The organism is Streptomyces sp. NPDC085481, from assembly GCF_044541845.1.
Taxonomy (GTDB): domain Bacteria; phylum Actinomycetota; class Actinomycetes; order Streptomycetales; family Streptomycetaceae; genus Streptomyces.
Genome location: NZ_JBITTJ010000002.1, coordinates 18149 through 43963, shown reverse-complemented (window position 1 = coordinate 43963; position 25815 = coordinate 18149). Strand labels below are relative to the sequence as shown.

22 protein-coding genes and 3 tRNA genes are annotated in these 25815 nt (G+C 72.2%); 18 read left to right on the top strand and 7 right to left on the bottom strand.

Annotated elements, in window-relative coordinates; translation table 11 throughout:
• Nucleotides 1–248: 248 nt before the first annotated feature.
• Nucleotides 249–890, top strand: coding sequence for a hypothetical protein (locus ACIGEZ_RS06050; RefSeq protein ID WP_399826356.1), 642 nt, complete (start codon nucleotides 249–251; stop codon nucleotides 888–890).
• A gap of 199 nt (nucleotides 891–1089) precedes the next feature.
• Here ACIGEZ_RS06050 and ACIGEZ_RS06045 read toward each other — a convergent pair whose 3' ends face one another.
• The 3 genes from ACIGEZ_RS06045 to ACIGEZ_RS06035 all read right to left on the bottom strand — a co-directional run bounded on the left by ACIGEZ_RS06045 (nucleotide 1090) and on the right by ACIGEZ_RS06035 (nucleotide 3782).
• Nucleotides 1090–2067, bottom strand: a complete 978-nt coding sequence (locus ACIGEZ_RS06045) for a DUF5926 family protein (RefSeq protein WP_399826354.1) — start codon at nucleotides 2065–2067, stop codon at nucleotides 1090–1092.
• Between the two features lie 192 nt (nucleotides 2068–2259).
• Nucleotides 2260–2862, bottom strand: a complete 603-nt coding sequence (locus ACIGEZ_RS06040; RefSeq protein WP_399826352.1) for an ATP-binding protein — start codon at nucleotides 2860–2862, stop codon at nucleotides 2260–2262.
• A gap of 95 nt (nucleotides 2863–2957) precedes the next feature.
• On the bottom strand, nucleotides 2958–3782 hold the full coding sequence (locus ACIGEZ_RS06035; RefSeq protein WP_399826349.1) for a glycerophosphodiester phosphodiesterase: 825 nt from the start codon (nucleotides 3780–3782) through the stop codon (nucleotides 2958–2960).
• Nucleotides 3783–3946: 164 nt separating this feature from the next.
• Between ACIGEZ_RS06035 and ACIGEZ_RS06030 the strand changes: the two genes are divergently transcribed.
• Together ACIGEZ_RS06030 and ACIGEZ_RS06025 are read left to right on the top strand one after the other, a co-directional pair.
• Nucleotides 3947–5530 (top strand): S1C family serine protease, encoded by a 1584-nt coding sequence (locus tag ACIGEZ_RS06030; protein ID WP_399826346.1) that lies wholly within the window; start codon nucleotides 3947–3949, stop codon nucleotides 5528–5530.
• A gap of 88 nt (nucleotides 5531–5618) precedes the next feature.
• Nucleotides 5619–5703: transfer RNA gene (locus tag ACIGEZ_RS06025), tRNA-Ser, on the top strand.
• Nucleotides 5704–5757: 54 nt separating this feature from the next.
• On the opposite strand, the gene ACIGEZ_RS06020 is transcribed toward ACIGEZ_RS06025, so the two are convergent.
• The gene (locus ACIGEZ_RS06020; protein WP_399826343.1) at nucleotides 5758–6666 is read right to left on the bottom strand and encodes a bifunctional DNA primase/polymerase; all 909 of its coding nucleotides are present in this window, start codon (nucleotides 6664–6666) and stop codon (nucleotides 5758–5760) included.
• 399 nt (nucleotides 6667–7065) lie between these two features.
• On the opposite strand from ACIGEZ_RS06020, the gene ACIGEZ_RS06015 reads away from it, so the two are divergent.
• From ACIGEZ_RS06015 to ACIGEZ_RS05975, 9 genes are all read left to right on the top strand, one after another.
• A complete protein-coding gene (locus tag ACIGEZ_RS06015; protein WP_399826340.1) occupies nucleotides 7066–7371 on the top strand; it encodes a hypothetical protein in 306 nt (101 codons plus the stop codon).
• 271 nt (nucleotides 7372–7642) lie between these two features.
• Nucleotides 7643–8815, top strand: a complete 1173-nt coding sequence (locus ACIGEZ_RS06010; RefSeq protein WP_399826337.1) for an acyl-CoA dehydrogenase family protein — start codon at nucleotides 7643–7645, stop codon at nucleotides 8813–8815.
• The gene (locus ACIGEZ_RS06005) at nucleotides 8812–9762 is read left to right on the top strand and encodes a bifunctional MaoC family dehydratase N-terminal/OB-fold nucleic acid binding domain-containing protein (protein ID WP_399826335.1); all 951 of its coding nucleotides are present in this window, start codon (nucleotides 8812–8814) and stop codon (nucleotides 9760–9762) included. The genes ACIGEZ_RS06010 and ACIGEZ_RS06005 overlap by 4 nt, the downstream gene beginning before the upstream one ends.
• A 1-nt stretch (nucleotide 9763) precedes the next feature.
• Nucleotides 9764–10801 carry an acyl-CoA dehydrogenase family protein gene (locus ACIGEZ_RS06000; RefSeq protein ID WP_399826333.1) on the top strand — a complete coding sequence of 346 codons (1038 nt, stop codon included), beginning with the start codon at nucleotides 9764–9766 and terminating at the stop codon, nucleotides 10799–10801.
• A 20-nt stretch (nucleotides 10802–10821) separates the two neighbouring features.
• Complete coding sequence (locus ACIGEZ_RS05995; RefSeq protein WP_399827555.1) at nucleotides 10822–11289, top strand: MaoC family dehydratase; 468 nt, start codon at nucleotides 10822–10824, stop codon at nucleotides 11287–11289.
• Nucleotides 11286–12452, top strand: coding sequence for a lipid-transfer protein (locus ACIGEZ_RS05990; protein WP_399826331.1), 1167 nt, complete (start codon nucleotides 11286–11288; stop codon nucleotides 12450–12452). The genes ACIGEZ_RS05995 and ACIGEZ_RS05990 overlap by 4 nt, the downstream gene beginning before the upstream one ends.
• A 52-nt stretch (nucleotides 12453–12504) precedes the next feature.
• The gene (locus ACIGEZ_RS05985; protein WP_399826328.1) at nucleotides 12505–13608 is read left to right on the top strand and encodes a DUF1906 domain-containing protein; all 1104 of its coding nucleotides are present in this window, start codon (nucleotides 12505–12507) and stop codon (nucleotides 13606–13608) included.
• 126 nt (nucleotides 13609–13734) lie between these two features.
• Nucleotides 13735–14382 (top strand): SigE family RNA polymerase sigma factor, encoded by a 648-nt coding sequence (locus tag ACIGEZ_RS05980; RefSeq protein WP_399826325.1) that lies wholly within the window; start codon nucleotides 13735–13737, stop codon nucleotides 14380–14382.
• Between the two features lie 171 nt (nucleotides 14383–14553).
• Entirely contained in the window at nucleotides 14554–16206 is a 1653-nt protein-coding gene (locus ACIGEZ_RS05975) for a long-chain fatty acid--CoA ligase (RefSeq protein WP_399826323.1), read from the top strand.
• Between the two features lie 39 nt (nucleotides 16207–16245).
• Here ACIGEZ_RS05975 and ACIGEZ_RS05970 read toward each other — a convergent pair whose 3' ends face one another.
• Together ACIGEZ_RS05970 and ACIGEZ_RS05965 are read right to left on the bottom strand one after the other, a co-directional pair.
• The gene (locus ACIGEZ_RS05970; RefSeq protein WP_399826320.1) at nucleotides 16246–20184 is read right to left on the bottom strand and encodes a PAS domain-containing protein; all 3939 of its coding nucleotides are present in this window, start codon (nucleotides 20182–20184) and stop codon (nucleotides 16246–16248) included.
• A gap of 169 nt (nucleotides 20185–20353) precedes the next feature.
• Nucleotides 20354–20779 (bottom strand): SSI family serine proteinase inhibitor, encoded by a 426-nt coding sequence (locus ACIGEZ_RS05965; protein WP_399826317.1) that lies wholly within the window; start codon nucleotides 20777–20779, stop codon nucleotides 20354–20356.
• Between the two features lie 254 nt (nucleotides 20780–21033).
• Between ACIGEZ_RS05965 and ACIGEZ_RS05960 the strand changes: the two genes are divergently transcribed.
• The 3 genes from ACIGEZ_RS05960 (at nucleotide 21034) to ACIGEZ_RS05950 (ending at nucleotide 22623) form a co-directional block, all read left to right on the top strand.
• Nucleotides 21034–21124 (top strand) — tRNA-Ser (locus tag ACIGEZ_RS05960).
• Between the two features lie 276 nt (nucleotides 21125–21400).
• Nucleotides 21401–21473 (top strand) — tRNA-Arg (locus ACIGEZ_RS05955).
• A gap of 565 nt (nucleotides 21474–22038) precedes the next feature.
• Nucleotides 22039–22623, top strand: a complete 585-nt coding sequence (locus tag ACIGEZ_RS05950) for a DinB family protein (protein WP_399826314.1) — start codon at nucleotides 22039–22041, stop codon at nucleotides 22621–22623.
• A gap of 25 nt (nucleotides 22624–22648) precedes the next feature.
• Here ACIGEZ_RS05950 and ACIGEZ_RS05945 read toward each other — a convergent pair whose 3' ends face one another.
• Entirely contained in the window at nucleotides 22649–22777 is a 129-nt protein-coding gene (locus tag ACIGEZ_RS05945) for a hypothetical protein (protein WP_399826311.1), read from the bottom strand.
• Between the two features lie 544 nt (nucleotides 22778–23321).
• Between ACIGEZ_RS05945 and ACIGEZ_RS05940 the strand changes: the two genes are divergently transcribed.
• The 3 genes from ACIGEZ_RS05940 (at nucleotide 23322) to ACIGEZ_RS05930 (ending at nucleotide 25763) form a co-directional block, all read left to right on the top strand.
• Nucleotides 23322–24431, top strand: coding sequence for a DUF6192 family protein (locus tag ACIGEZ_RS05940; protein WP_399826309.1), 1110 nt, complete (start codon nucleotides 23322–23324; stop codon nucleotides 24429–24431).
• Between the two features lie 2 nt (nucleotides 24432–24433).
• Nucleotides 24434–24853 carry a RacP protein gene (locus ACIGEZ_RS05935; RefSeq protein ID WP_399826307.1) on the top strand — a complete coding sequence of 140 codons (420 nt, stop codon included), beginning with the start codon at nucleotides 24434–24436 and terminating at the stop codon, nucleotides 24851–24853.
• A gap of 70 nt (nucleotides 24854–24923) precedes the next feature.
• Nucleotides 24924–25763 carry an IS5 family transposase gene (locus ACIGEZ_RS05930; protein WP_399826305.1) on the top strand — a complete coding sequence of 280 codons (840 nt, stop codon included), beginning with the start codon at nucleotides 24924–24926 and terminating at the stop codon, nucleotides 25761–25763.
• Nucleotides 25764–25815 lie beyond the last annotated feature (52 nt).

Sequence of the window (25815 nt, the reverse complement as noted above, 5' to 3'; positions counted from 1 at the left end):
TGCGCTTTCCCCTCCACGGTCACCGGCATCTTCACCCGAACGGGTGTGGAACACCCCGTCATCCAGGGGGAAACGGGCGCGCGGCAGATCGGGAGCCCGCCGGCCGCCGCTATCTTCGCCGCGAGGGCCGCGAGGGCCGCGAGGGCCGCGAGGGCCGCGAGGGCCGCGAGGGCCGCGAGGACCGCGAGGACCGCGAGGACCGCGAGGATCCGTTCCCGGAGGAGCAGATGGGCCGACGTGTGGGGCGCATGAGTCCGGCGAGACTGCGCGCGATCGGACTCGGAGCCGCGGTGGTGATCGCCGTACTGGTGCCGATCGCGGCGTCGGCCGGTCCTGTGGGGGATCCCGGTGGGAGCGGAGGGCGCGGTGGGAGCGGCGAGACCGGCGGGGTTCGCGAGGGCGGCGGGAGTAGTGCGTCAGATGCGGCCGACGGGAAGGGGCGGTCGGAGGGCCTGTTCTCGGAGCTCGGCCTCGGGACCTCCCGTACGCCGGCGGCTCCGGAGAACGCCGCCGCCCCCGTCTCCCCGGCCGTCCTGCCGTCCGCGACGCGCTGCGGACCCGAGCTCGCCTCGCCCGACGGGGTCGAGGCGCAGACCTGTGTGGTGACCGCGGGCGCCGACACCTGGGCACGTACGTACTACCGCAACGCCACCGGTCAGGAGCTCGACGCCGTACTCACCCTGATGGCTCCCGGAGGGCGGACCGTGCAGGTGCGCTGCCCTGTTCCGGCGCGTGACGAACCGGGGACGTGCGAAACGCCGAGAGAACGTAGTCGGGGTGCCGCTGAGGGCTATTCGGCGGTCTCGGAATTCGCCGGTGCGGGGGAGGGCGACAGTACGCCGTTGCTGCTGCGCTCGGGGAGTAACGCGGCCGAGCCGGACGGCAGTTGAGCGTTCCCGGGCATGAGAAGGCCCGGTCGCTGGCGACGGGGGATGCACCAGCGACCGGGCTTCTAGAACGGTAACAAGAGATCTGCCGTTCGCAAATTCGATCTCGGTTATTCGGACAGCGATTTACCGCCGGGAACCCGCCGTTGTGGCGGAAGTCACCGACTGGCCGGTCTGTCAGTCACCGATACCACCTGGGGTATCAGCTGAGCGTCACCTGGCGGTTGGTGAGGCCACCGCGCGCACGGCGCTCCTCGATGCTCAGCGGGGCGTCCGAGGCGAGCGCCTCGGCGAGCCGCTCGGCGAACGCGGCGGCCGGCTTCTCGCAGTCCTCCGCCGTCATGGAGGTCGGCAGGTCCCACACCGGAACCATCAGGCCGTGGGCGCGGAAGGAGCCCACGAGCCGGGTGTCCGCGCCGAGCGAGGACGTGCCGGCGGCCTGGAGCCGGGCCAGCGCGTCGAGCAGCTTCTCCTCCGCGTGCGGCATGACCCAGCGCAGGTGGTTCTTGTCCGGGGTCTCGCACCAGTACGCGGAATCGACACTGGTCAGCTTGACGGTCGGGATCGCGGCGGCGTTGGCCCGTTCCAGGGAGGCGGCGACCTCCGGGTTGGAATTGTCTGCGGACTCCGGAATCCAGAATTCGAATCCGGAGTGCACGTCCGGCGCAAAATCGCCGTTCGGGTCGAGCAGGTCCTGAAGTCGCGGACCCTCGGCGGGTACGCGACGGGGGGCGACCGGCGAACCGGGCTCGGCCTCCAGGGCGCGCAGCAGGGTGTCGCCGAGGTCGCGGGCCAGGTCTCCGGAGGACGAGTCGTTCTGCAGCGCGAGCAGGACGGAGCCGTCGTCGCGGCGCAGCGCGGGCCAGGCCATCGGGAGGACGGTCGCCAGGGTCACCGACGGAACGCCCTCGGGCAGCCCGTCCTTGAGGGTGAGCGGCACGGTGGCGGCGGGCACCAGCTCGCGCAGCGCGACCCAGTCGCACTCGCCCGGCAGGCCCTCGAAGGGACGCTGGACGAGCTCGGTCACGGCGTGGGCGGCGGCCCGCCCGTGACACGCCTTGTAGCGGCGGCCGGAACCACAGGGGCACGGCTCGCGCGCACCGACGACCGGGATCTCCCCGTTCGTGACCTGGGCCTGGCCGGCCTTGCCGGGCTTCGTCTGGGGGCGCTTCTTGGCCATGGTGTGGCTTTCTCCCGATAGCGGCGGTGCTGTCTCGGGCGCGAGCCTAGCCGTAGCGGATGCCGTGCGCCGGGATGCCGGTGCACCTTCCGCCGGGCGGGGGTTCATCCGGACGGTCGCGCCGACCCGGACCGGTGGGCCCGAGACGTCGTCCGGATGGTTCCTCCCGGCAGCGGCCGCCGGCACGGGTCGTCACTCCAGCTCGTCGTACGCGTCCAGGAAGTCGAGCCCGGAGCCGCCGCCGACCCGCGCCGCGAAGTCCTCGCGGCGATGGCCCTCGGTGACGACCACCCAGACCGTGACCTCGCCGGTCGCGCTGTCCCGCACGCCCCAGTCCTGGGCGAGCGCGCTGATGATGTTCAGCCCGCGGCCGCCGCGTGCCGTGACCGAGGGCGTGGCCGGAACCGGCCGGGTGGGACCACCGCCGTCCGTCACCTCGACCGTCAGCCCGCCGGCCCGGTCGATGCTCCAGGCCGCCCGTACGTCACCGTCTCCGACGTCCGCGCGGCCCAGCGGTCTGCCGTGTCTACACGCATTGCTCAGCAATTCGGAAAGGATCAGCACCGCGTCGTCGACCACCGATTCGGACATGCCGTTGCGCTTCAACTGCTCGCGCATACGGTGTCGCGCCTCACCCACGCCCGCAGGGCCATGGGGTACGGCCATGCTCGACGACGTGGGCACCTCCTGTGCCACCACCAACGCCACCCCCGAGACCTCCTTTGCCCCACGCCACGGTGTGGATGCCCCAATGGCCTGGACCGGAAACCGGCCAGTCAGGGTCTGGTGACGCACTCGTGACGATCGCGTACGTCCTGAACGCGCCGGGGCACACCCCGTACGCCTGTGACAGGTGGGACGCAGGGGGCCAAAGGCGGACTAAAGACCGACTAAAGGCGACCCAGTTGGGACAGCACCTGCTTCGGCCGGTTGGTGATGATCGCGTCGACACCGAGCCGCTCGCACAGCTCGACGTCCTCGGCTTCGTCGACGGTCCAGACGTGGACCTGGTGACCGGCCTTCTGGAGCCGGAGGATCACGGCGGGGTGGTGGCGGACGATCCGGATCGAGGGCCCGGCGATCCGCGCGCCCGCGGGCAGGCGTCCGTCGCGCAAGCGCGGGGTGACGAACTGCGATAGGGAGACGGTGGGCAGGGCCGGCGCCGCGGTCGCGATGCGCTGCAGGGAGCGCGCCGAGAAGCTCATCACGCGTACGGGGGAGTCCTCGGGGGCGGTGGGCGCGGCGAGGCCGAAGCGGTCGAGGAGCTGGAGCAGCTTCTCCTCCACCTGCCCGGCCCAGCGGGTGGGGTGCTTGGTCTCGATGGCCAGCTCGATCCGCCGCCCGGCGTCGGAGACGAGCTCCAGGAGGCGCTCGAGGGTGAGGACGGAGGTGAGCCCGGGGTCGCCCCAGTCGGGGCTCTCCCCGGCCTCCTCGCGCCCCTTCCAGGTGCCGAAGTCGAGGGCGGCGAGATCGGCGAGCTCGAGAGCCGAGACGGCGCCCTTGCCGTTGGAGGTGCGGTTGACGCGCCGGTCGTGGACGCAGACGAGATGGCCGTCGGCGGTCAGGCGGACGTCGCACTCCAGGGCGTCGGCGCCGTCCTCGATGGCCTTCACGTAGGCCGCCAGGGTGTGTTCCGGGGCGTCTTCGGAGGCGCCGCGGTGGGCGACCACCTGGACGGGGAGGCGGTTCGGTGGCTGCGGTGCTGCGTGGGTCACCGCGTCATCGTAAAGGTGTCCGTTATGCCTCTATATAAAGAAAGAGGTGCGGACGCACAGCTCCGGCTTACAGTGGCCTGACGCGCTGTGGGAAAAGCTGACCGCAGCACCATGGAGCAGGCATCCACCCACGGTAGTCGTGCAGGGAACGAGGAGAGAGAGCTGTGAGCACCGAGAACGAGGGCACGGCGGTTCCGGCGGACCGGAGTGCCCCGTCCGCCCCTCCCACACCTCCCACGACTCCGCCCGAGGCCACCACCGCTCCGGACGCGCCGAAGCCCGCGGCGACGGACGCACCGGAGCCGACCCAGGCCCCGGCGGCTCCGACCCCGGCACCCGCGGCAGCGGACGCACCGGACCCGACCCCGGCCCCCGCGCCGACGCACGCACCGGAGCCCACCCAGGCGCACGCACAGGAGCCTGCCCAGGCACATGCCCAGGCGCACGCGCCGGAGCCCGCCCAGGCCCCGGCCTACGCCGCCTCCCAGGCGTCAACCCCCTCCCCCTCCTTCTCCCCCTCCCCTGTCCCTGCCCCCGCCCCGGCCGGGGCGGACGGCTGGCCCCCCGCTCCCCCCGTGACGCCGGTGTGGGGCGCCCCCGTACCCCCCGCCCCCGCGCCCCCGCGCAAGCGCACCGGCGGCCTGGTGGCGGCCATCTTGGCCGCGGCCCTGATCGCGGGCGGTGTAGGCGGCGGTATCGGCTACTGGGCGGCGTCCCAGCGCGAGGAGGAAGCGACGAGCTCGACGACGGTCGCCGCGGGCGACGCCCCCGCCTCCTTCAAGCGCGACCCGGGCACGGTCGCGGCGGTGGCGGCGAAGGCCCTGCCGAGCGTGGTGACCATCCAGGCGAAGTCCGGCGGCTCGGACGGCGAGGGCGGCACGGGCACGGGCTTCGTGTACGACAAAGAAGGCCACATCGTCACGAACAACCACGTGGTGGCCTCCGCGGCCGACGGCGGAACGCTCTCCGCGACCTTCTCCGACGGCAAGACGTACGACGCGGAGGTCGTCGGCCGTGCCGAGGGCTACGACGTGGCCGTACTGAAGCTGAAGAACGCCCCGTCGAACCTCAGCCCCCTCGCCCTGGGCGACTCGGACAAGGTCGCGGTCGGCGACTCGACGATCGCGATCGGCGCGCCCTTCGGCCTGTCGAACACGGTCACGACGGGCATCATCAGCGCCAAGAACCGCCCGGTGGCGTCGGGCGACGGTGGTGGCGGCAAGAACTCGTACATGAGCGCCCTGCAGACCGACGCCTCGATCAACCCGGGCAACTCCGGCGGCCCGCTGCTCAACGCGAACGGCGCCGTGATCGGCATCAACTCCGCGATCCAGTCGGTCGGCAGCGGCTTCGGCCAGTCCCAGGCGGGCTCGATCGGCCTGGGCTTCGCGATCCCGGTCAACCAGGCCAAGAACGTCGCCGAGCAGCTGATCAAGACCGGCAAGCCGGTCTATCCGGTGATCGGCGCCACGGTGAACATGCAGGACAAGGGCGAAGGCGCCACCATCGCCGACCAGGGCTCCGGCGGCACCGCCGCGGTCACTCCGAACGGCCCCGCCGCGAAGGCCGGCCTGAAGGCGGGCGACGTGATCACCGCTTTCGACGACCGCCAGATCGACAGCGGCCCGACCCTGATCAGCGAGATCTGGACCCACAAGCCCGGCGACACGGTCAAGATCACCTACGAGCGCAACGGCAAGTCCGCCACCGCCAACGTCACCCTCGGCGAACGCACCGGCGACAGCTGACGCCACCCCCTCGCCCGAACGACGAACCCACCCCCGAACCACAGCCGGTAGGCTGTAGCCCGCTTCGCCCCGGGTGGGTCGGAGTGAGGGTGGGTTGCCCGAGCGGCCTAAGGGAACGGTCTTGAAAACCGTCGTGGCGAGAGTCACCGTGGGTTCAAATCCCACACCCACCGCAGCACCTGGAACGGCCCCCGACCGGTATCACCGGTCGGGGGCCGTTCGCTTTGTCAGGTCGGCTCGGGTGGGTGGGGCAGGGTTGCGCGGGTGGTGATCGCGGCTGCCGAGGCGAGGGTCGCGGTGATCTCGGGTGGCTCGAGGCCCGTGCTCAGGGCGGCCTCGGTGAGGCGGGGGAGGAGGGTGGCGGCGAGGCCCGTCTCGTAGGCGCGGCAAGCTGCCCAGAAGAGGCGGGTGTTGCGCTGGCCGCGTGGCGAGGCCCCCACGAAGCGGACCAGGCCTTCGCCGGCGGGCGGGCCGGTCGAGGCGGGTGTGCGAGGGGTGGCCGGCTGGTCCGGTGGGGCCATCAGGAGCAGGAGGGGGCCCGGGCACGGGGCCGGGGGGAGGTCGGCTGTGCCGGGGGCCAGGCGGTAGGTGCCGCGTGGGGTGATCGAGCCGGGGCCGACCAGGTAGCCGCCCGCGCCGCGGATGTCGACGCCGGGGGCCAGGCGGCTCGCCGAGTTCGGGACCACGGCGTCCGGCGGGCCGGTCAGCCACAGGTGGCGGCCGCCGCCCGGGGTGAGGACCGTGACGGTGGGCGGCACCGTGAACAGGTGCCGGCGGGCGAGGGCGTCCAGTGCCGCCACGCCGTCCTGCCCCGGCCGCACGTCCAGGTCGACCCCGATGAGGTGGTGCGGCGGGCGCCCGCAGGCGATGCCGTAACCGGTGGCCCAGGGAGCGGCCGCGAACAGGGCCCGTACGGCGGCCGGGTCGGTGGTGGCGTCGTACACGCCGTGGCCGGGCAGGCCGCACTCCCCACGGCAGGGGACGGGCCGTCGCTCGCCGCGGTGTGGTGACCGCAGGGCCGGGAGCTTGGTGCGGGACAGGGGGATGACGGGAAGCCCGCGCTCCGCGGCGGACAGGGCGTGCGCGAGGGACAGGGCATGGGACAGGGCGGCGGTCTGCCGGGCAGAGGCGGCCATGCATTCAGTTTCGTACATAAGTTCGAAAGAAGGAAGGGGGGAGGGCGGGGGAGGCGGGAGGGGTGCGTTAAAGCAGAGGGGCAGATTGGCTGAAAAGCTGCCGAAACGCTTCCCCTCTTGCGTCGCCCGGCCTCCCCGGCCCGCCACGGCCTGCACTCGTGTGAGCTGTGGCTTTGTTGTGACCAAAGGGGTTTATCGACTTGTCCTCACGCTTGAGGGGGAATAAGGCGCTAGGGGGTGGTTCGCCGGGGATTCGGTGGGCAACTCTGGACTCGCGACGTCGAGCACAACGACCGAGGCGGTCGGCCAACTGCCTTGGAAATGGCCGCAGTTCAGCAGTAGTTCCGCAGCGTTTCAGAGCTTCAGAGCTTCATCGCTTCAGTTCCCGGAGGAACAGACATGGCAAGCATCCGTACCGCCCGCGTTCTCGCCGCTGTCGCCGCCCTGCCCCTCGCCGCCGCGCTCTTCGCCGGGGTGGCCCAGGCCGACAACGGAGGATTCGCGAACGACGGATCGAATGCGAGCGTCGCCACGATCATCGGCAGCGGTGTCGGTGGCAACAACCACGGCAACTCGACCACCACGCAGCAGGTGGCGACCGGATCCGGCGCCTCCAACCAGAACAACACCGCGAGCGTGAACGGCTCCGCCTTCACCCACATCGACCAGTCCAACGCGGTGGTCAACTTCCATCCGTGGTGGTAACCGGCCCGACGGGGGGATGATCACGGGGTGAACGACGGCCTGTGCGGCGGTGCTTCGGCACCGGCGTGCAGGCCGTCCTGTTGCCTCCGGTCGTCTCCTGTCGCCTCTGGTCGACTCCTGTCGTCTCCGGTTCCCGCCGGTTGCCCCAAGGCTCAGGCGTCCCTCGCCCTCGCTCCGCGACCTTGACAGGGGTCCTCGATCTGACGGACAGTCAGAAACCTTAGAGGGAAGACCCGAAGGCTCGAACCCTGTCCTCACGAGAGGCGTCGCCGTGCACCTCGCCCCCACCGAGCGCCAGCTGCGGCTGCGCGCCGAGCTCCGCGCGTACTTCCGCGACGTGATGCCCGACGGGCCCCCGCCCGCCACCGACAGTGCCGCGCAGCGCCGGCTCCTGCGCCGTATCGGCGACGACGGCATGCTGGGGCTCGGCTGGCCCGAGGAGTACGGCGGCCAGGGCCGCGGCCCGGACGAGCAGTTCGTCTTCTTCGACGAGGCCTACCGGGCCGGCGCCCCCGTCTCGATGGTCACCCTGAACACCGTCGGCCCCACCCTGATGAAATACGGCACCGACGACCAGAAGGCGTACTTCCTGCCCCGCATCCTGCGCGGCGAGACCGTCTTCGCCATCGGCTACAGCGAGCCCGAGGCCGGCACCGACCTCGCCTCCCTCCGTACCCGGGCCGTACGCGACGGGGACTCCTGGCTGATCGACGGGCAGAAGATCTTCACCTCCAACGCCCAGAACGCCGACTGGATCTGGCTCGCCTGCCGCACCGACCCCGCCCCCGAGACCCCCCGCCACCACGGCATCTCGATCGTGCTCGTGCCCACCGACGCGCCCGGGTTCTCCTGGACGCCGATCGAGACCGTCGGCGGTCTGACCACCACGGCCACCTACTACGACTCCATCCGCGTCCCCGCCGGCAACCTCGTCGGGGCCGAGAACGGCGGCTGGGGCCTCATCACCAACCAGCTCAACCACGAGCGGGTCGCGCTCGCCGCCATCGGCATGCAGGCCGAGGACTTCTACGAGGCGGCGCTGCGCGGCGCCCGTACACCCGATCCAGTGACGGGTGAGCGTCGGATTGACGAGCCGTGGATACGGATTCGGGCTGCCGAAGCACATGCCAGGCTGGCGGCAACGCGCCTGCTCAACTGGCGTTTGGTGGGGGATGTGGGGGCGGGCCGGCTGGCCCCCGGGGACGCGAGCGGAGTGAAGTTCGCGGGAACCGAATCGGCGGTCGAGGTGTATCGAATGTGTCAGGAGATCGCGGGCGGGGCCGGGCTGGTCCGAGCGGGGTCGCCGGGAGCGTTCGACGGAGGCGAGCTCGAGCGGATGAACCGGGCCGCCCAGATCAACACCTTCGGGGGAGGGGTGAGCGAGGTGCAGCGCGAGATCGTCGCGACGATGCGGCTCGGCATGAAGGGGAGGGGGCGGCGATGAGCCGGGACGGGTGGCACGAGCAGGTCGACTCGCACGACCTGCTGTACGAGCGGCTGAAGACGTACGAGGGACGGCCCACCGCCGCCCCCGGCACCGGCAAGGACCTCGTCAACGAGCCCATGATCAGACACTGGTGCGAGGCCATGGGCGATACCAACCCGGCGTACGGCGGGCCTGACGCCATCGCCCCGCCGACCATGCTCCAGGCGTGGACGATGGGCGGCCTCTCCGGCAACACGGACCGCGCGGGAGCGTACGACGAGCTGTCCACCCTGCTCGACGGCGCCGGATACACCTCGATCGTCGCCACGGACTGCGAGCAGGAGTATCTGCGGCCGCTGCGGCCGGGGGACGCGATCACCTTCGACTCCGTCATCGAGTCCGTCTCGCCGCGCAAGACGACCAAGCTCGGCACCGGCCACTTCGTCACGACCCGCATGGACGTACGCGCCGGCGGCGAGCTCGCCGGCACCCATCGCTTCCGCGTCCTCAAGTACGCGCCCGCCGGCCGGCCCCCGGCCCCGAGGCCCGAGCCGTCGGTCACGCCGAAGAGACCCCGGCCCGTCATCAACCGTGACAACGCCGGCTTCTGGGAGGGCGTGGCCGAGCACAGGCTGCTGATCCAGCGCTGCACCGACTGCGAGGTCCTGCGCTTCCCCTGGCTGCCGGGGTGCAACGCCTGCGGATCGCTCGCGTGGGACACCGTCGAGGCGAGCGGTGAGGGCACCGTCTACTCGTACGTGGTGATGCACCACCCGCCCTTCCCCGCCTTCGACCCGCCGTACGCGGTCGGGCTGATCGAACTGGCCGAGGGCGTGCGCATCGTCAGCAACGTCGTCGGGGTGCCGTACGACAAGGTCAGGATCGGGATGCCGGTCCGGCTGGAGTTCCTGAAGGCGGACGAGGAGCTCGACCTGCCCGTCTTCCGCGCGGGAGGGGAGGACTGAGATGGACTTCACCCCCACCGAGGAGCAGGACGCGGCCCGGGAGCTGGCCGCGCGGATCTTCGGCGACCTCGCCACGCACGAGCGCCTCGCGGCCGCCGGCACCGGCACGGACGCCGAGCTGTGGAAGGCCCTGTGCGCCGCCGGACTTCCCGGGGCCGTCGAGGAGGTCGGACTGCTCGGCCTCGTCCTGCTCGCCGAGGAGCAGGGACGCACGACGGCGCAGGTCCCGTTCACGGCGAGCTGTGTGTACGGGCTGCTCGCCGTGGCCCGGCACGGCACGGAGGAGCAGCGCGCCCGGCTGCTGCCCGGGCTCAGGGACGGCTCGTTGATCGCGACCGGCGCCTTCCCGGCCGCGCCGGGCTCGGGGGCGGTACGGGCCGACGCGGGCGGCCGGCTGTCCGGCACCGTCGACTGGGTGCCCTGGCTGCGTGACGCCACCCATGTCCTCGTACCGGACGAGGAGCGGTGCCTGTGGCTGGTGCGCCCGGCGGACGCCGGGCCGGTCGAGGCGGTCGAGCTCACCGCCCCGTGGTCGGCCGGGAGGCTCGTGCTCGAAGGGACGCCTGGGGAGCGGCTCGGGCGTGCGGGCTACGACGACGTGCTCGCCGCCGCCCGGATCGCCTTTGCGGGGCTTCAGGCCGGTGTGTGTGCCGGGTCGTTGGCCCGGGCCGTCGCGTACACCTCGGAGCGGGAGCAGTTCGGGCGCCCGCTCTCCTCCCACCAGGCGGTCCAACTGCGTGCCGCCGACGCCCACATGGACACGGAGTCCATCCGGGTCACCGCCTACGAGGCGGCCTGGCGGCATGACGAGGGCCTGCCGGTCGCCGAACACGCGCTGACGGCCGCCTGGTGGGCCTCCGAGGCGGGCAAGCGGGTCGTGCACGCCGGCCAGCATCTGCACGGCGGCCTGGGAGCCGACCTCGAACACCCCGTTCACCGGCATTTCCTCTGGGGGCGGCAGCTCGACGCCTATCTGGGTTGCGGCACCGAACTCCTGGCCGAACTGGGCGATCTGCTCGCGAAGGGAGCGGCGGCATGACCGTGACGCAGCAGCACACCGTGCGGGCCGGGGACGAGCTGGCACCGCTCGTCGTGCCGATCACCCGCACCCTGATCGTCGCCGGGGCCGTCGCCTCCCGGGACTACCAGGACGTGCACCACGACGCCGAACTGGCCAGGGAGAAGGGCTCCCCGGACATCTTCATGAACATCCTCACCACCAACGGCCTGGTGGGGCGGTACATCACCGATCACTTCGGTCCCCGGGCCGCACTCCGCAAGGTCGCCATCCGCCTCGGGGCACCCAACTATCCGGGAGACACGATGACGTTGACCGGCACGGTCACGGAGATCGACGGCGCTCTCGCGCACGTGCGGGTCGTCGGCGCCAACGGCCTGGGCCACCACGTCACAGGCACTGTCGTCGTAGAACTGCCACCGGAAGTGGCGCCGGACTCGCCGCCGGAAGTGGCGCCGGACGTGCTGGTGGAGGTACCGGCGGAGCCGTCGTGGGAGGGGGAGCGATGAGCGTCCGCGGACGGGACTCGCTCGGCGGCCGGGCCGCCATCGCCGGGATCGGAGCGACCGAGTTCTCCAAGGACTCGGGCCGCAGCGAGCTCACCCTCGCCGTCGAGGCCGTGCACGCGGCGCTTCAGGACGCCGGGCTCGCCCCAGGCGACGTCGACGGGCTGGTCACCTTCACCATGGACACCAGCCCCGAGATCACCGTCGCCCAGGCGGCCGGAATCGGCGAGCTGTCCTTCTTCTCTCGGGTGCACTACGGGGGCGGTGCCGCCTGCGCCACCGTCCAGCAGGCCGCCCTCGCCGTGGCCTCGGGGATCGCCGAAGTCGTCGTCTGCTACCGGGCGTTCAACGAGCGCTCGGGGCGCCGCTTCGGCTCCGGGGTGCAGCAGCGCGAACCGTCCGCGGAAGGCGCGGCGCTCGGCTGGCAGCTGCCGTTCGGGCTGCTCACGCCGGCTTCCTGGGTCGCCATGATCGCCCAGCGCTACCTCCATACGTACGGGCTCACCCCGGAGGCCTTCGGGCATGTCGCCGTGACCGACCGCCAGTACGCGGCCCGCAACCCCGCCGCGTACTTCCACGGCAAGCCGATCACGCTCGACGACCACGCAGCCTCCCGCTGGATCGCGGAGCCGCTGCGGCTGCTCGACTGCTGCCAGGAGACCGACGGCGGTCAGGCACTCGTCGTCACGTCCACCGAACGCGCCCGCGATCTGCGCCGCCCGCCCGCGGTGATCGTGGCCGCGGCCCAGGGCGCCGGGCGCAACCAGGAGGCGATGACCAGCTTCTACCGGGACGGTCTGACCGGGCTGCCGGAGATGGGCGTGGTGGCCCGTCAGCTCTGGCGGAGCTCGGGTCTCGCGGCCGGCGACATCGACGTGGGCATCCTCTACGACCACTTCACTCCGTTCGTCCTGATGCAGTTGGAGGAGTTCGGCTTCTGCGGGCCGGGGGAGGCGGCCGACTTCGTGGCGGCGGACGCGCTGCCGCTGAACACCCACGGGGGGCAGCTGGGCGAGGCGTATCTGCACGGGATGAACGGGATCGCGGAGGCGGTTCGACAGATGCGGGGCACGTCCGTGAACCAGATACCCGGGGCGGCCAGGACGCTGGTCACGGCGGGCACCGGGGTTCCCACGTCCGGGTTGATCCTGGGCACGGACGGCTGAGGCGACGGCCCCAGCGGTGGCCGCGCGGGGCGCGGCGCTCTTCACTCGCGCCATGAACGACATGAACGACATGAACGCCACGAACGGCATGGACGCACCGAAGCCGCCCGCTCCGCCCCTCCCCACCGCCCCGCCCGCCCGCCGGCCGCGTCACGCCCGCCGCCGGGTCCTCGCCGTACTGGCCGCCGCCGCCACGCTCGCGACCGTCGCGCTCCTGGCTGCCCAGACGCACGGGCCCGCGCCTGGCGAGGCCGCGGGACGCGGGCACCCCGGCCACCAGTCCCCTGCCGCCGGCATGTCCCCTGCCGCCGGCACGTCCGGTGCCGACCGCACGTCCGGTGCCGACCGCACGGCCGGCATCGACCGCACCGCCGCCGGCACCGCCCCTGCCGGGGCCGGTGGGGCCGCGCCCGCTCTGCGGTACTTCGAGGGGCGGGCCTTCGACACCTGCGATGCGCCGTCGCTCGCCGTGATGCGGGCATGGCAGGCGTCGCCGTACCGGGGGGTCGGGGTGTACTTCGGCGGGCGCGGGCGGGCCTGCCCGGCGCAGCGGCAGCTCACGCCCAGCTGGGTCGCCTCCGTGCACGCACTGGGCTGGCGGTTGCTGCCGCTGTTCGTCGGCTCGCAGGCGCCGTGCGTGTTCGCCGAGGCCAAGCGGCGGTACGCGATCGGCTCCAGCCCCTGGTCCCAGGGCATCCGCGAGGGCGGGGAAGCGGTGCGGGCGGCCCGGGCCCTCGGGATCGACACGGCCAGTCCGCTCTACCTCGACATGGAGGCGTACCGGCACACCGACACCCGCTGCGCCTCGACCACCCTGCTCTTCGTCCGCGGCTGGAACCGGGAGGTCCGCCGGCTCGGCTACGTGCCCGGCTTCTACAGCAGCGCCGAGACGGGCATCCGCCACATCGAGGCGGCGCGGCGGGCGGGGGCCGCGGACCTGCCGTCGGTGGTGTGGTTCGCGCGCTGGCGGGGCGCCCCCGCCCTCGACACCGAGACGGTGCTCCAGCCCCTCGCCTGGCAGCCCCGCGCCCGGATCCACCAGTACGTGGGCAACGTGTCGGAGTCGTACGGGGGCAGGCGACTGAGCATCGACCGCAGCGCCGTCGACGCCCCGGTCGCCCGTATCAGCGCGTCCCGCGCCGGCGCGCGACCCTGACCCGGAGTCGCCCGCGGCTCCACCTAGAGGAGGTGCAGCTGTCCCCACCCCTACAACCTGAGGCGGAGTGCGGTTCGGGACCTGGGGCCGATCCCCAGGACGGGTCCCCGCTCATAGCGTGGAGCCATGACCCCGCCACCCTCTGGCCCCGTCTGCGCCGGCGCCTCCAAGGCCGCCGGCCGCCCCGCGACCGGACCCATGGCCCACCTCGCGACCGGCCCCACGACGGCCCGCGCGACGGCCCGCGCGACCGGACAAGCGCCGTATGCCCCGCACCCCTCGTACCCGTCGTTCAGCTCGTACGTGAGGGCCCGCGGCCCCGTCCTCCTGCGTACCGCGCGCTCGCTGACCGCGAACCCGTCGGACGCCGAGGACCTGCTCCAGACTGCGCTGGCCAAGACCTTCGTCGCCTGGGAGCGCATCGAGGACCACCGCGCCCTGGACGGTTACGTCCGCCGGGCGCTGCTCAACACCCGTACGTCCCAGTGGCGCAAGCGCAAGGTCGACGAGTTCGCCTGCGACGAGCTTCCGGAGCCGGCCGGGCTGCCCGAGCCGGACCCGGCCGAGCGGCAGGTGCTGCACGACGCGATGTGGCGTGCGGTCATGAAGCTCCCCGACCGCCAGCGGGCGATGGTCGTCCTCAGGTACTACGAGGACCTGAGCGAGGCACAGACCGCCGAGGTGCTCGGCGTCTCCGTCGGCACGGTCAAGAGCGCCGTCTCGCGCGCGCTCGGCAAGCTCCGCGAGGACCCGGAGCTGTCCCCCGTACGGTGACCCGGTCGTACGGTGAAATGCCCCGAAATGCAGCCGCCACCACGCGTTACCCTCGGTTATGCCAGTGATCGCTGGCGAATTCGTACTCCCGGGTAGTGACATACCGAGCGGTACGTGCGCAGAATCGCAGCACCCTTACTACTGCCACGTAGCGCCCACCGGGAGGACGCCGTGCTGAGCACCATGCAGGACGTACCACTGACCGTGACCCGCATCCTGAAGCACGGGATGGCGATCCACGGAAAGTCCGTCATCACCACCTGGACCGGGGAGCCCGAGCCGCAGCGCCGCACCTTCGCGGAGACGGGAGCCCGAGCCGGCCGGCTGGCCAACGCCCTGCGCGACGAGCTCGGAGTCACCGGCGACGAGCGGGTCGCCACCCTCATGTGGAACAACGCCGAGCACGTCGAGGCGTACTTCGCGATCCCCGCCATGGGTGCGGTCATCCACACCCTCAACCTCCGCCTGCCCGCGGAGCAGTTGGCCTGGATCGTCAACCACGCCGCCGACCGTGTGGTCATCGTCAACGGCTCGCTCCTCCCCCTCCTCGCCCCGCTGCTCCCGCACCTGCCGACGGTCGAGCACGTCGTCGTCTCGGGCCCCGGCGACCGCTCCGTCCTCGACGGCGTGGCCCCGCGCGTGCACGAGTACGAGGAGCTGATCGCCGGCCGCCCCACCACGTACGACTGGCCCGATCTCGACGAGCGCGCCGCCGCCGCCATGTGCTACACCTCCGGCACCACCGGCGACCCCAAGGGCGTCGTGTACTCCCACCGCTCCATCTACCTGCACTCCATGCAGGTCAACATGACCGAGTCGATGGGCCTGACCGACGAGGACACCACCCTCGTCGTCGTGCCGCAGTTCCACGTCCTCGCCTGGGGCCTGCCGCACGCCACCTTCATGACCGGCATCAACATGCTCATGCCGGACCGTTTCCTCCAGCCGGCTCCGCTCGCCGACATGATCGAGAGCGAGAGGCCGACCCACGCCGCCGCCGTCCCCACCATCTGGCAGGGCCTGCTCGCCGAGGTCACCGCCCGCCCCCGCGACCTGACCTCCATGGCCCAGGTCACCATCGGCGGCGCCGCCTGTCCGCCCTCCCTCATGGAGGCGTACGACCGCCTGGGCGTCCGCCTCTGCCACGCCTGGGGCATGACGGAGACCTCCCCGCTCGGCACGATGGCCCACCCGCCGGCCGGCCTGACCCCCGAGGAGCAGTGGCCGTACCGCATCACGCAGGGTCGCTTCCCGGCCGGCGTCGAGGCCCGCCTGGTCGGCCCGGCGGGCGAGTTCCTGCCCTGGGACGGCGAGTCGGCCGGCGAGCTCGAGGTCCGCGGCAACTGGATCGCCGGCGCCTACTACGGCGGCGCGGCGGGCGGGGAGCTCCGCCCCGAGGACAAGTTCAGCGCGGACGGCTGGCTCAAGACCGGCGACGTCGGCGTCATCAGCCCCGACGGCTTCCTCACCCTCACCGACCGGGCCAAGGACGTCATCAAGTCCGGCGGCGAGTGGATCTCCTCCGTCGAGCTGGAGAACGCGCTCATGGCCCACCCGGAGGTCGCCGAGGCCGCCGTCGTCGCCGTACCGGACGAGAAGTGGGGCGAGCGCCCGCTCGCGACCGTCGTCCTCAAGGAGGGCGCGAGCGCGGACTACGAGACGCTGCGGTCCTTCCTCGCCACCGAGGGCGGCATCGCCAAGTGGCAGCTCCCGGAGCGCTGGGCGATCGTGCCGGCGGTCCCGAAGACGAGCGTCGGCAAGTTCGACAAGAAGGTGATCCGCAAGCAGTACGCGGAGGGCGACCTGGACGTCACGCAGCTCTGACGGCGCCCGCGATCGGCACCGACCGGCCCTGCGTACGGGCTAGTTGGTGCCGATCTTCGCGAGCAGGTCGACGATCCTGGCCTGCACCTCGTTGCTGGTGGACCGCTCGGCGAGGAACAGCACCGTCTCGCCCGACGAGAGCGTGGGCAGTTCGGCCTCGTCGAGGTCGGCGGAGGTGTAGACGACGAGCGGGGTGCGGTTCAACTGGCCGTTGGCGCGCAGCCAGTCGATGATCCCGGCCCGCCGGCGGCGCACCTGCATCAGGTCCATGACCACGAGGTTCGGCCGCATCTGGGTGGCCAGCGCGACCGCCTCGGTGTCGGTCGCCGCGCGCGCCACCTGCATCCCACGCCGCTCCAGGGTCGCCGCGAGCGCCTGCGCGATGTCGTCGTGCTCCTCGATGAGCAGGACCCGCGACGGGTGCTGCTCGCTGTCGCGCGGCGCCAGCGCCTTGAGGAGTACGGCGGGATCGGCGCCGTACGCCGCCTCCCGGGTCGCCTGCCCGAGCCCCGCCGCGAGCAGTACGGGCACCTCGGCGGCGACGGCCGCCTGGCGCAGGGACTGCAGCGCGGTACGGGTGATGGGCCCGGTCAGCGGGTCGACGAACAGCGCGGCCGGGAAGGCGGCGATCTGCGCGTCGACCTCCTCGCGGGAGTGCACGATCACCGGGCGGTAGCCGCGGTCGCTCAGCGCCTGCTGCGTGGCGACGTCCGGCGCGGGCCAGACGAGCAGTCGGCGCGGATTGTCGAGCGGCTCCGGGGGCAGCTCGTCGTCGACGGGCTGGGGCTGCGGCTGATTGGACACCTCGACCGCACCGCCCGGCCCGTCCAACGGCTCCGGCCCCTCGGCCGAGCCCTCGGCGGGCGCCCCTATGGCGTAGGCGCGCCCTTCGGGGACGGGGTTCGGGGCGAGCTTGGGCGCGGCGGACACGGGCTGCGCCGGGGGGAGAGGGTGCGGCTCGGCGGCGACCGCTTCGGGCGCGGTCACGGATGCGGGCGCGGATGCGGTCGCCGGTGTCGGGGCCGATGCCGCCGCCGACGCCTGGCGGCTCTCCTCGGCCGGGTTGCCGAGCTTGCGGCGGCGGCCGGAAGGAGTCGAGGCGGGGACGGGGGCGGGGGCGACGGGGGCCGTGGGAGCGGCGGGCGCCGCCGGGTTGGCGGGCTGGTGGGCGAAGGGCACGCCCTGGCCGAGGGTCCGGACGCTGAAGGCCCGCCCCTGGGTGGAGTCCTTCGCCGGAGCGGCGGGGGCGCCGGGGAGGCCAGGGACGCCCGGAAGGCCAGGGACGCTGGGAGCCGCCGGGGTAGCGGGAGCCGCCGGGGTAGCGGGGGCCGCCAGGGCGGTCGGCGGGACCGGGACCTCGGGCGGCAGCGGCACCGACCCCGTACCCGTACCGCTGGTCGTCTCGTTCGACCCACGGCGACGTCCGGTCGCACCGCTCGCACCGCCGTTCCGGCCCGGCAGGGGGTGCGGCTGCGGCGGGGTGTGGTCGTCCTCCGGCAGCGCCCGTACGGCCTCGTGGCGCTCGTCGTGGTCCGGGGAGTGCCCGGGGGCGGGCCGGGGCACCTGGACCGGGCGCGGTCCTGCGGCCTGCTCCGGCCCGCGGTCGGACTCCGCCGGCGGCAGCGCGAACGGCGTACGCGGGCCCGCCTCGGCCGCCGCCGCGCGCTCCTGAGCGGCCGCGAGCGCGCGCCGCCTGCGCCCGGTGGGCCGAGCCACCTGGGGCTCCTCGGAAGCGACGGCGGGCAGCGCCAGCGCCGGAGCGAGCGCCGGGGCGTGAGCGGGCACGGGGGCGTGAGCGGGGGCGTGAGGATGGGCGGACGCGTCGACGGACACACCCTGCGGCGGAACGGTGTCGCCCAGCGCGGGCCGTCCCTGCGCACTCTCCGCCGCAGTCACCACGGACCCCTCGGCGGGACGCCCGCGGCGCCGCCCGGTGGGCTCGACGGGCCCGGTGTTCTGGGCCGGGATCAGCTCGGCGGGGGTACCGGCGGGCGGCGTGTCGTCCGTACGGCCCCGGCGGCGCCCAGTCGGCTCGAGCGCGGTGGCCTCGCTCTCGGGGGCCATCGGGCTCACCAGGAACGCGTCGGTGGAGGCCCGCCGCGCCCGCCGCCGCCCGCCCCCGTTCGTACCGTCCACCGGCACGGCGGGAACGGGCGCGGACGAGGACGCGGATCCGGCCCCGGACTCGAACCCCGAGCCGGCCCCGGACGCCGCCCCTGCCCCGGCCACAGCCGTGACCCCGGACCCGGACCCGGACCCGGACCCGGCCCCGGACGACGAAGCCTGCGCGGGCAGCGCGAGCTGTGAGCGCTCGGGCTCCGGCGGCGCCGGGGCGACGGTCCCGCGCCCTGCGCCGAGCGGCACTTCCACCACGTACGCGCTGCCGGCCATCCCCGGCACCTCGTGCGTCTGCACCACACCGCCGTGCGCGCCGACGATCCCCTGCACGATCGGCTCGTGCACCGGATCGCCGCCCGCGTACGGGCCGCGGACCTCGATGCGTACGACGTCACCGCGCTGTGCGGCCGCGACGACGATCGTGGAGTCGGCGTACCCGCCGGGCTGGGCGGTCTTGCTCTTGCCGGTCGCGTCGACCCCGGCCACGTCCGCGACGAGGTGCGCGAGCGCGGTCGTGAGCCGTACCGCGTCCACCTCCGCCTCGATCGGCGGCGCGTGCACGGCGAACTGCGCGCGCCCCGGGCCGATGAGCTCCACGGCCCCGTCGATGCCCGCCGTCACGATCCCGTCGAGCAGCACCACGCGCTTGTCGAGCGATTCGGTGCCCGCGTCGAGCCGCTGGTAGCCGAGGACGTTGTCGACGAGGGTCGTCATCCGGGCGTAACCGGCGGCCAGGTGGTGCAGCACCTGGTTGGCCTCGGGCCACAGCTGGCCGGCGTCGTCGGCGGCGAGGGCGCCGAGCTCGGCGCGCAGTTCCTCGAGAGGCCCGCGCAGCGACTCGCCGAGCACGGCCGTCAGCTGCCGGTGCCGGGCGGCGAGGGACGCGTGACGCTCCTTCTCGCCCGCCAGCTCGGTCGCGTCCCGCTCCCGCTCGGCCGTGTGCCGTTCGTTCAGCTGCTCGAGCTCGGCCGCGTGGCGCTCCCTCACCCGCTCGAGCTCGGCCGCGTGGCGCTCGGCGCTTTCGGTGAGCTCGACGGCGTGCTGCTCGGCCTGCTCCTCGTACGGCCTGCGGTCGGTGAAGGTCATGACGGCGCCGACGAGCTGGTCCCCGTCCCGTACCGGCGCGGTGGTCAGGTCGACCGGCACCCGGTCGCCGTTCTTCGCCCACAGCACCTGGCCGCGGACCCGGTGCTTGCGGCCGGACTTGAGGGTGTCGGCGAGCGGCGACTCCTCGTACGGGAAGGGCTCGCCGTCCGCGCGCGAGTGCAGCACCAGGGGATGCAGCTCGTGGCCGCCGAGGTCGCTCGCGCGGAAGCCGAGGATCTGGGCGGCGGCCGGGTTGACGAGGACGACCCGCCCGTCGGTGTCGGTGCCGACCACGCCCTCGGCCGCGGCGCGCAGGATCATCTCGGTCTGGCGCTGGGAGCGGGCGAGTTCGGCCTCGGTGTCGAGGGTGCCGGTGAGGTCCCGCACGACGAGCATGAGCAGCTCGTCGCCGGTGTACCCGCTGTACGAGTCGTAGGCCTCGCGCCCGTCCTCGAGGCTGGCGCTGGTCACCTCGACCGGGAACTCGCCGCCGTCCGTACGGCGGGCCATCATCCGGGTCGGCTTGGTGCGCCCGCGCTCGTCGGCGCCCTCGGGGCGGCGCATCGAACCGGGGATCAGGCGCGAGTCGAAGTCCGGCAGCAGATCGAGCAGCCCCCGCCCGACGAGCGCGGTGCCGGGGGTCTCGAACATGCCGAGGGCGATCGTGTTGGCGTTGACGACCGTGCCGTTGCAGTTGACGAGCACGAGGCCGTCGGGAAGCGCGTCGAGTATGGCTGCGAGGCGAGCAGCGCCTCGGGATGGCCTGCTGCTCACGACGACGGTCCTCCCTGACCCACTGCACTTGCCTATCGCCTGTCGGCCGGCCCCATCTTGCCCCGCGGGCCGCAGCCTGTCACGGAGGGAGTCTAAGGGAGGCGTCGGCTCCGCCTCTGGACACGGGGTGGAGGTTCGGTGATCTGCGCAGGACGGCGGCGCTGGACGGCTACACGCGGGGGAGGACGGGCCGCAGGTTCTCCCAGCGGTCGATCTCGCAGCCGTCGGTACGGGAGAAGCGGGCGTCGATGCTGCGCCCCCGCCACTTCCCGGTGATGTGCGCGATGGCCGGGCCGCCGTACTGCTGCGTACACAGCTGCCCCTCCGGCACGGGGGCGAACGGCTTGCCGCCGGCCTGGGTGATCTGGTCGAGCCGCTTGCAGGCCTTCGCCGCGGCCGGGTGGTTCCCGCCGGGCGTGCCGCCGCACTCGAGCCGAAACGTCCCGTCGGCCTCCGGGTGTCCGGTCCGCTCGATGTGCACGGTCAGCGAGTCGCCCCCCGACAGCAGCGGCAACGGGGGCAGCGACCCGAGCCCGCCCGCGGCGGCGGTGGCGGCGAGCGGAGCGAGGGTCGCGAGGGCGAGGTGGCGCAGCATACGAACTCCAGGGCGACGGGTGGCGTGCGAGCGGTTCCCGAGGACGGGGCGTGGGGCACATCCCCTACACCCCTCTAACGCTCGGTGCTCCGCTCCGTTGCGCAACCGGGATGGGCCGGGAGAGGGCGGAGGCGCGGCGGCGCGAGGACTTTGCCCTCGGCCCCCGGGTCCTAGTACGGTGATAAGCGATTGGTGACACCGCGCTCGTCTGTGTCATCATCTGCACGCACCACTCGCGTACGCGCGGGGTGCATGGAGGCGTCGCCTAGTCCGGTCTATGGCGCCGCACTGCTAATGCGGTTTGGGTCTTAAAGCCCATCGAGGGTTCAAATCCCTCCGCCTCCGCCCCACACCGAAGCCCCGGCCCACACGGCCGGGGCTTCGGCCGTTGTACGCCGCGGCCCGCACCGGCCGGACCGTGTGACCCCGGTCTCTTCCGGCGCTTTTCCGCCCCGCGGGCCCCGGCCGCCACACCCGCCCCACCGGACTCTCGCGAGACGTTTCCGCAGGTCACAAGGGGTGAGGTCAATGGATTTCACATGGCGGCGGCAGTCATGTAATGTTCTTCCTGTCGCCGCGAGCGGGCCGAAAGGCCGGGGAGCGAAGACGAAAACAGAACAAGCACTCGTAGCTTAACGGATAGAGCATCTGACTACGGATCAGAAGGTTGCAGGTTCGAATCCTGCCGAGTGCACACAGGTAAGAGGCCCGGACGAGAGTCCGGGCCTCTTACGTTTCCGGCTGTACCGCAGCGAGGTACCGCAACCGCGTCCCGACCGCGCGGTCAGCCGCCCCCACCGACGACATCGGACAGCCCGCCGATCACGGCGCGGACGTCTTCCTCGCCGGCCTCGGCGGAGACCTCCGTCGGCATGGCGGGTATTCCGGACCGGGATGACCCGGAGACCGGCGCGACGGGCTCGCAGAGCGAACATGCGGGCAGGTTCCCGGGCTCGATGGGGGGGCGTCGTACTTCGTGCCGAAGGTGAGCTGCCGGCTGTCCTGCCACGGCTCCCCGGCCGCGTTCCGGTCCCCGCTCTGCTGGGTGCGGCGCATGAGGAGGGCCTTTGCGCACTCCCCTTTTCCGGCGGAACTTCCCTGTTCCCCTTAGCGTTTGCCACCGTGGCGATCGAAGTACCGTCGGGGAGCTTGGGAGCAGGTCAGGGTGGCGGCCGTGGCCAGGCGTCGGGTCTGCCTGTCGTTGCGGGCCGGGTACGGGATCTTGAGACCTCGAGCGGCCCATGCCAGGCTCATGCCGCATGATCGACGAATTCGCGAAAGACAACCTGCACGGGAGACTGCGGCGGGACCGCGAGGGGCTGCTCTGGAAACTCGACGGCTTGTCCGAATACGACGCCCGGCGACCTTTGACGGCGACCGGGACCAACCTCCTCGGCCTGGTCAAGCACGTGGCCACCGTCGAGGCCAGGTACTTCGGCGAGGTCTTCGACCGCCCTTCCCCGGAACCGCTGTCCCGGTGGCAGGACTACAACGGCAGCGATCTGTGGGCGACCGAGGACGAGACCCGCGATCAGATCGTCGGGTTCTACCGGCGCACGTGGGAACACTCGGACGCGACGATCAACGAGCTCCCCCTCGACGCCCCCGGCCACGTGCCGTGGTGGCCGGAACCTCATGCCGACACCAACCTGTTCGCCATCATGGTCCATGTCCTCGGCGAGTCCATCCGGCATGCCGGCCACGCCGACATCCTGCGTGAGGGCCTCGACGGCCGGACCGGGTTGCGCGCCGAACTCGAGAGGCAGATCGACGACGAAGCCCGTGCAGCCCACTGCGCGAAGATCGAGCAGGCCGCCAGGTCGGCCGCGCCCATCAAGGCTTAGAGGTTGTCTCGCGTGACGGGGTGGGTCAGCTGAGGAGTTCGACGAAGCCGCCGCGGGAAGTGTGGGCCATTTCCCCGCCGCCGGCGGCGAGGGCGGGCAGGTCGTCGTGCACGGGCGCTTCGGCCAGTACGAGCAGCGGGACGACGCCTCGCACGAACAGGGTCCGCTCAGTCCCTGTTTGCGATCCCCAGATTCGCGGGGGTGGTGGGCCTAGTCTGGTGGGATGTCGGCTGGCGCTGGTCGGGTGGGAGAGCGTCGGTGCCGAGGGTGCGACGAGTCCCTGGCGCCGGGGGCCGGCACGGGTGCGATCTTCTGTTCCTCGGTGTGTCGTTCCAGGTCGTGGCGCCGTCAGCGGCGGCTGCGGGCGCGATTGGCGGCCGTGATGGGTGGCGTGGGCATGGTCGAGTGCGTGGTGTGTGGGCAGGGTTGGGTTGCCGGTCTGGACCGGCGGTCGAATGCTCTGTACTGCTCGGGCCGGTGCAAGGTGAGGGCCTGGCGGTCGAGGAACGGAACGTTCGGCGAACGGTCACAGTAACCGCAGCGCGAACGCCCACTCGGTCACGCTATGTCCAATTCCATTCATTTCCATGGCTTTTGATGCGTTGGGCTGGTTTGTGGTCCGACGCTGGCAGTGCTGCGGGCCGTGACCCGTCGCGGCCCTGGAGGCCGTGGCCGGCCCGCTTTGGGTGGTGATTCACATGCCCGAAGATCACAACGAGGTCGGAAGCATCAGCCACAGGCGATACGAGCAGATCGTCGCCGAGCTGCGCGAAGTAGTCGGACAGCAGTCCCGCGGGATGTTCGTCATCGGGGACCGTGCTTTGGAAATCGAACCGATGCGCCCGCAGGGCGGCCGACCGGCCGGCGACAGGACGCCCGTGGTCCGCGAGTCCTTGCTGAGGCTGGCCGAAGACATCGGTCTGTCCCACGGGATGATCGTGGCGGCGAGGACCACAGCCGCCAGGTGGCCCAAGGAACATCGCAGGCCGGATGTTTCGTTCAAGGTCCACCGGCTCCTGGCGGCCATCGAGGACGAGGAGGAGCGGTTCGCCTCGATCCTCACGCCGCCGGCAGGCAAGACCCGCTGGTCCGTCGATGACGCCAACCGGAGGGTCGGCCGCCAGGTGGACACCCCGGTCTCGCCCCAAGAGAAGCTCAGCGCGATCCACGCTCTGGCCAGGGACGAGGAGGTCGCCGCGGCGGTCACGACCGAACTCCTTCGCCGGCCCGCGGTGGCGGCCCAGGTCAGCGCCGAGGACAAGGTCCGGGTCGTGGAGGAGCTCACCCGGGACGAGAAGGTGGCGGCCGCGGTTACGACCGGCCTGCTCAGGCGTCCGGCCGTGGCGGCCCAAGTCCCCCGCCAGGACAAGGTCCGGGTGGTGGAGGAGCTGACCCGCGACGAAGTGGTGGCCACCGAGGTCACCACCGGCCTGCTGCGCAGGCCAGACGTCGCGTTCAAGGCCATGGCCGACGACACCGCCCGCCACCAGGTCAATCACGCCCAGGTCGAACGGGGCCGACAGGCCCGCGAGCACTTCGAACGCACCAGCCCGGTCGCGCCTGCGGTCCGCCGGATCGAACGGACGATGGAGTTCATCGACCTGGTGGCGGCCTGCCACTCCTTCGTCGCGGCCGCCGGCCGCACCGTCCCGGGGCTGCGGGACCGGCAGCTCGGCGAGGACGAGAAGACGATCGTCCACGAGAACGTGTCCAGGGTGAGGGCCACTTTGGACTGGATCGAGACCGCTGTCGACACAGGCAAGGTCGACGTCGACGGCGAGCTCGCCCGCCTTCTGGCCGGCGAATAGCCATGCCCCGCGCGTCCAGGCGCCGGGGCCAGGCCGCCCAGCGGCACGCCGACACACTCCGCTTCATCCTGTTCGAGGCCCGCCCCGCGGGCCTCGTCTTCCACCAGCTGGCCACGGCCAGCGAACTCTCACCCAGTCAAGTACGGGCAGGGCTCGCTACCCTGCGGGACGTGATCGCCTCCAACGGCTGGCCACCCCTGATCTGGACCAGGGAGAACGGCTACCAGCTCGGAGCCGAACGAGCCGCTCTGGAAGCCTATGAACGGCAGGTGATCAACGAGAAGCTCACCGAGTTCCGCCGGTTCATCACCGGCACGGTCGCACCCCATGCCGCCGCCCACCCGGGCGACAAGTGGGTCCGCCACATCGTCGCGCAGCTCAACTCCATCGAATCCACCCTCGACCTCATCGCAACTGCCTGACCTGCACGGGGGTGGTGGACCGGCAGGCCGGTCCACCACCCCCGCTTTCGACTTCACCCGGGTGAACTTCATGCGCCACCGCCGCTACCCCTCCGACACCACCGACGCCGAGTGGGCCCTGATCGAACCCCTCCTTCCCGTCCCTGCCTGTCAGACCGAGGCCGGCGGAGCCCCTGAGAAGTGGCCCCGCAGAGAGATCGTCGACGCGATCCGCTACGTCGTCGACACCGGTTGCAAGTGGCGGGCCCTGCCCGCCGACTACCCGCCATGGCGCACGGTCTGGGGCTTCATGGCCCGCTGGACCGCTGCTGGCATCGTCGGGCAGATCCGCGACCACCTGCGCGGACGCATCCGCCGGGACATGGGCAAAGGCCCCAGAGCCGTCGCCACCGTCATCGATTCCCAGAGCGTCAAGGCGGCCGAGACCGTCGGCAAGGACTCACGCGGCTACGACGCCGCGAAAAAGATCAACGGCAGGAAACGCCACCTTGTGGTGGACACCCGAGGGCTCCCGCTGCTGGTCATGGTCACCCCCGCCGATATGACCGACCGCGACGCGGCCAAGGAAGTCCTCTTCCGCCTCCGCCTGATGCACCCCGAGATCACCATTGTCTGGGCCGACTCCGCTTACGCCGGACAACTCGTCGACTGGGCGAAGAAGTACCTCCGCCTCACGATCAAGACCGTCAGCCGGCCCAAGGACGCCACCGGATTCGTCGTCCTGCCCCGCCGCTGGGTCGTCGAACGCAGTCTGTCGTGGATTATGCAGGCCCGCCGCCACGCAAGAGACTACGAAAGACTCGTCCAGCACAGCGAAGCCCTCATCACCTGGGCCGCTATCACCCTCATGACCCGCCGCATCACCCAGAAGAAGAAGCTCAGCCGCTCCACCCTTGCAAAGGCTGCCTGAGCCCCCACATCACCAGCTGTCCACGTACTTCTTTAAGCGCTCTGCGGAGTAC

Excerpts from the sequence above, each read along its gene's own strand:
- ACIGEZ_RS05980 (WP_399826325.1), top strand. The coding sequence starts at position 13,735 with ATGACCCCGCCACCCTCTGGCCCCGTCTGCGCCGGCGCCTCCAAGGCC.
- ACIGEZ_RS05990 (WP_399826331.1), top strand. The coding sequence starts at position 11,286 with ATGAGCGTCCGCGGACGGGACTCGCTCGGCGGCCGGGCCGCCATCGCC.
- ACIGEZ_RS06020 (WP_399826343.1), bottom strand. The coding sequence starts at position 6,666 with ATGGCCGCCTCTGCCCGGCAGACCGCCGCCCTGTCCCATGCCCTGTCC.
- ACIGEZ_RS05950 (WP_399826314.1), top strand. The coding sequence starts at position 22,039 with ATGATCGACGAATTCGCGAAAGACAACCTGCACGGGAGACTGCGGCGG.
- ACIGEZ_RS05965 (WP_399826317.1), bottom strand. The coding sequence starts at position 20,779 with ATGCTGCGCCACCTCGCCCTCGCGACCCTCGCTCCGCTCGCCGCCACC.
- ACIGEZ_RS05930 (WP_399826305.1), top strand. The coding sequence starts at position 24,924 with ATGCGCCACCGCCGCTACCCCTCCGACACCACCGACGCCGAGTGGGCC.
- ACIGEZ_RS05940 (WP_399826309.1), top strand. The coding sequence starts at position 23,322 with ATGCCCGAAGATCACAACGAGGTCGGAAGCATCAGCCACAGGCGATAC.
- ACIGEZ_RS06015 (WP_399826340.1), top strand. The coding sequence starts at position 7,066 with ATGGCAAGCATCCGTACCGCCCGCGTTCTCGCCGCTGTCGCCGCCCTG.
- ACIGEZ_RS06050 (WP_399826356.1), top strand. The coding sequence starts at position 249 with ATGAGTCCGGCGAGACTGCGCGCGATCGGACTCGGAGCCGCGGTGGTG.
- ACIGEZ_RS05935 (WP_399826307.1), top strand. The coding sequence starts at position 24,434 with ATGCCCCGCGCGTCCAGGCGCCGGGGCCAGGCCGCCCAGCGGCACGCC.
- ACIGEZ_RS05985 (WP_399826328.1), top strand. The coding sequence starts at position 12,505 with ATGAACGACATGAACGACATGAACGCCACGAACGGCATGGACGCACCG.
- ACIGEZ_RS06000 (WP_399826333.1), top strand. The coding sequence starts at position 9,764 with ATGGACTTCACCCCCACCGAGGAGCAGGACGCGGCCCGGGAGCTGGCC.
- ACIGEZ_RS06005 (WP_399826335.1), top strand. The coding sequence starts at position 8,812 with ATGAGCCGGGACGGGTGGCACGAGCAGGTCGACTCGCACGACCTGCTG.
- ACIGEZ_RS06045 (WP_399826354.1), bottom strand. The coding sequence starts at position 2,067 with ATGGCCAAGAAGCGCCCCCAGACGAAGCCCGGCAAGGCCGGCCAGGCC.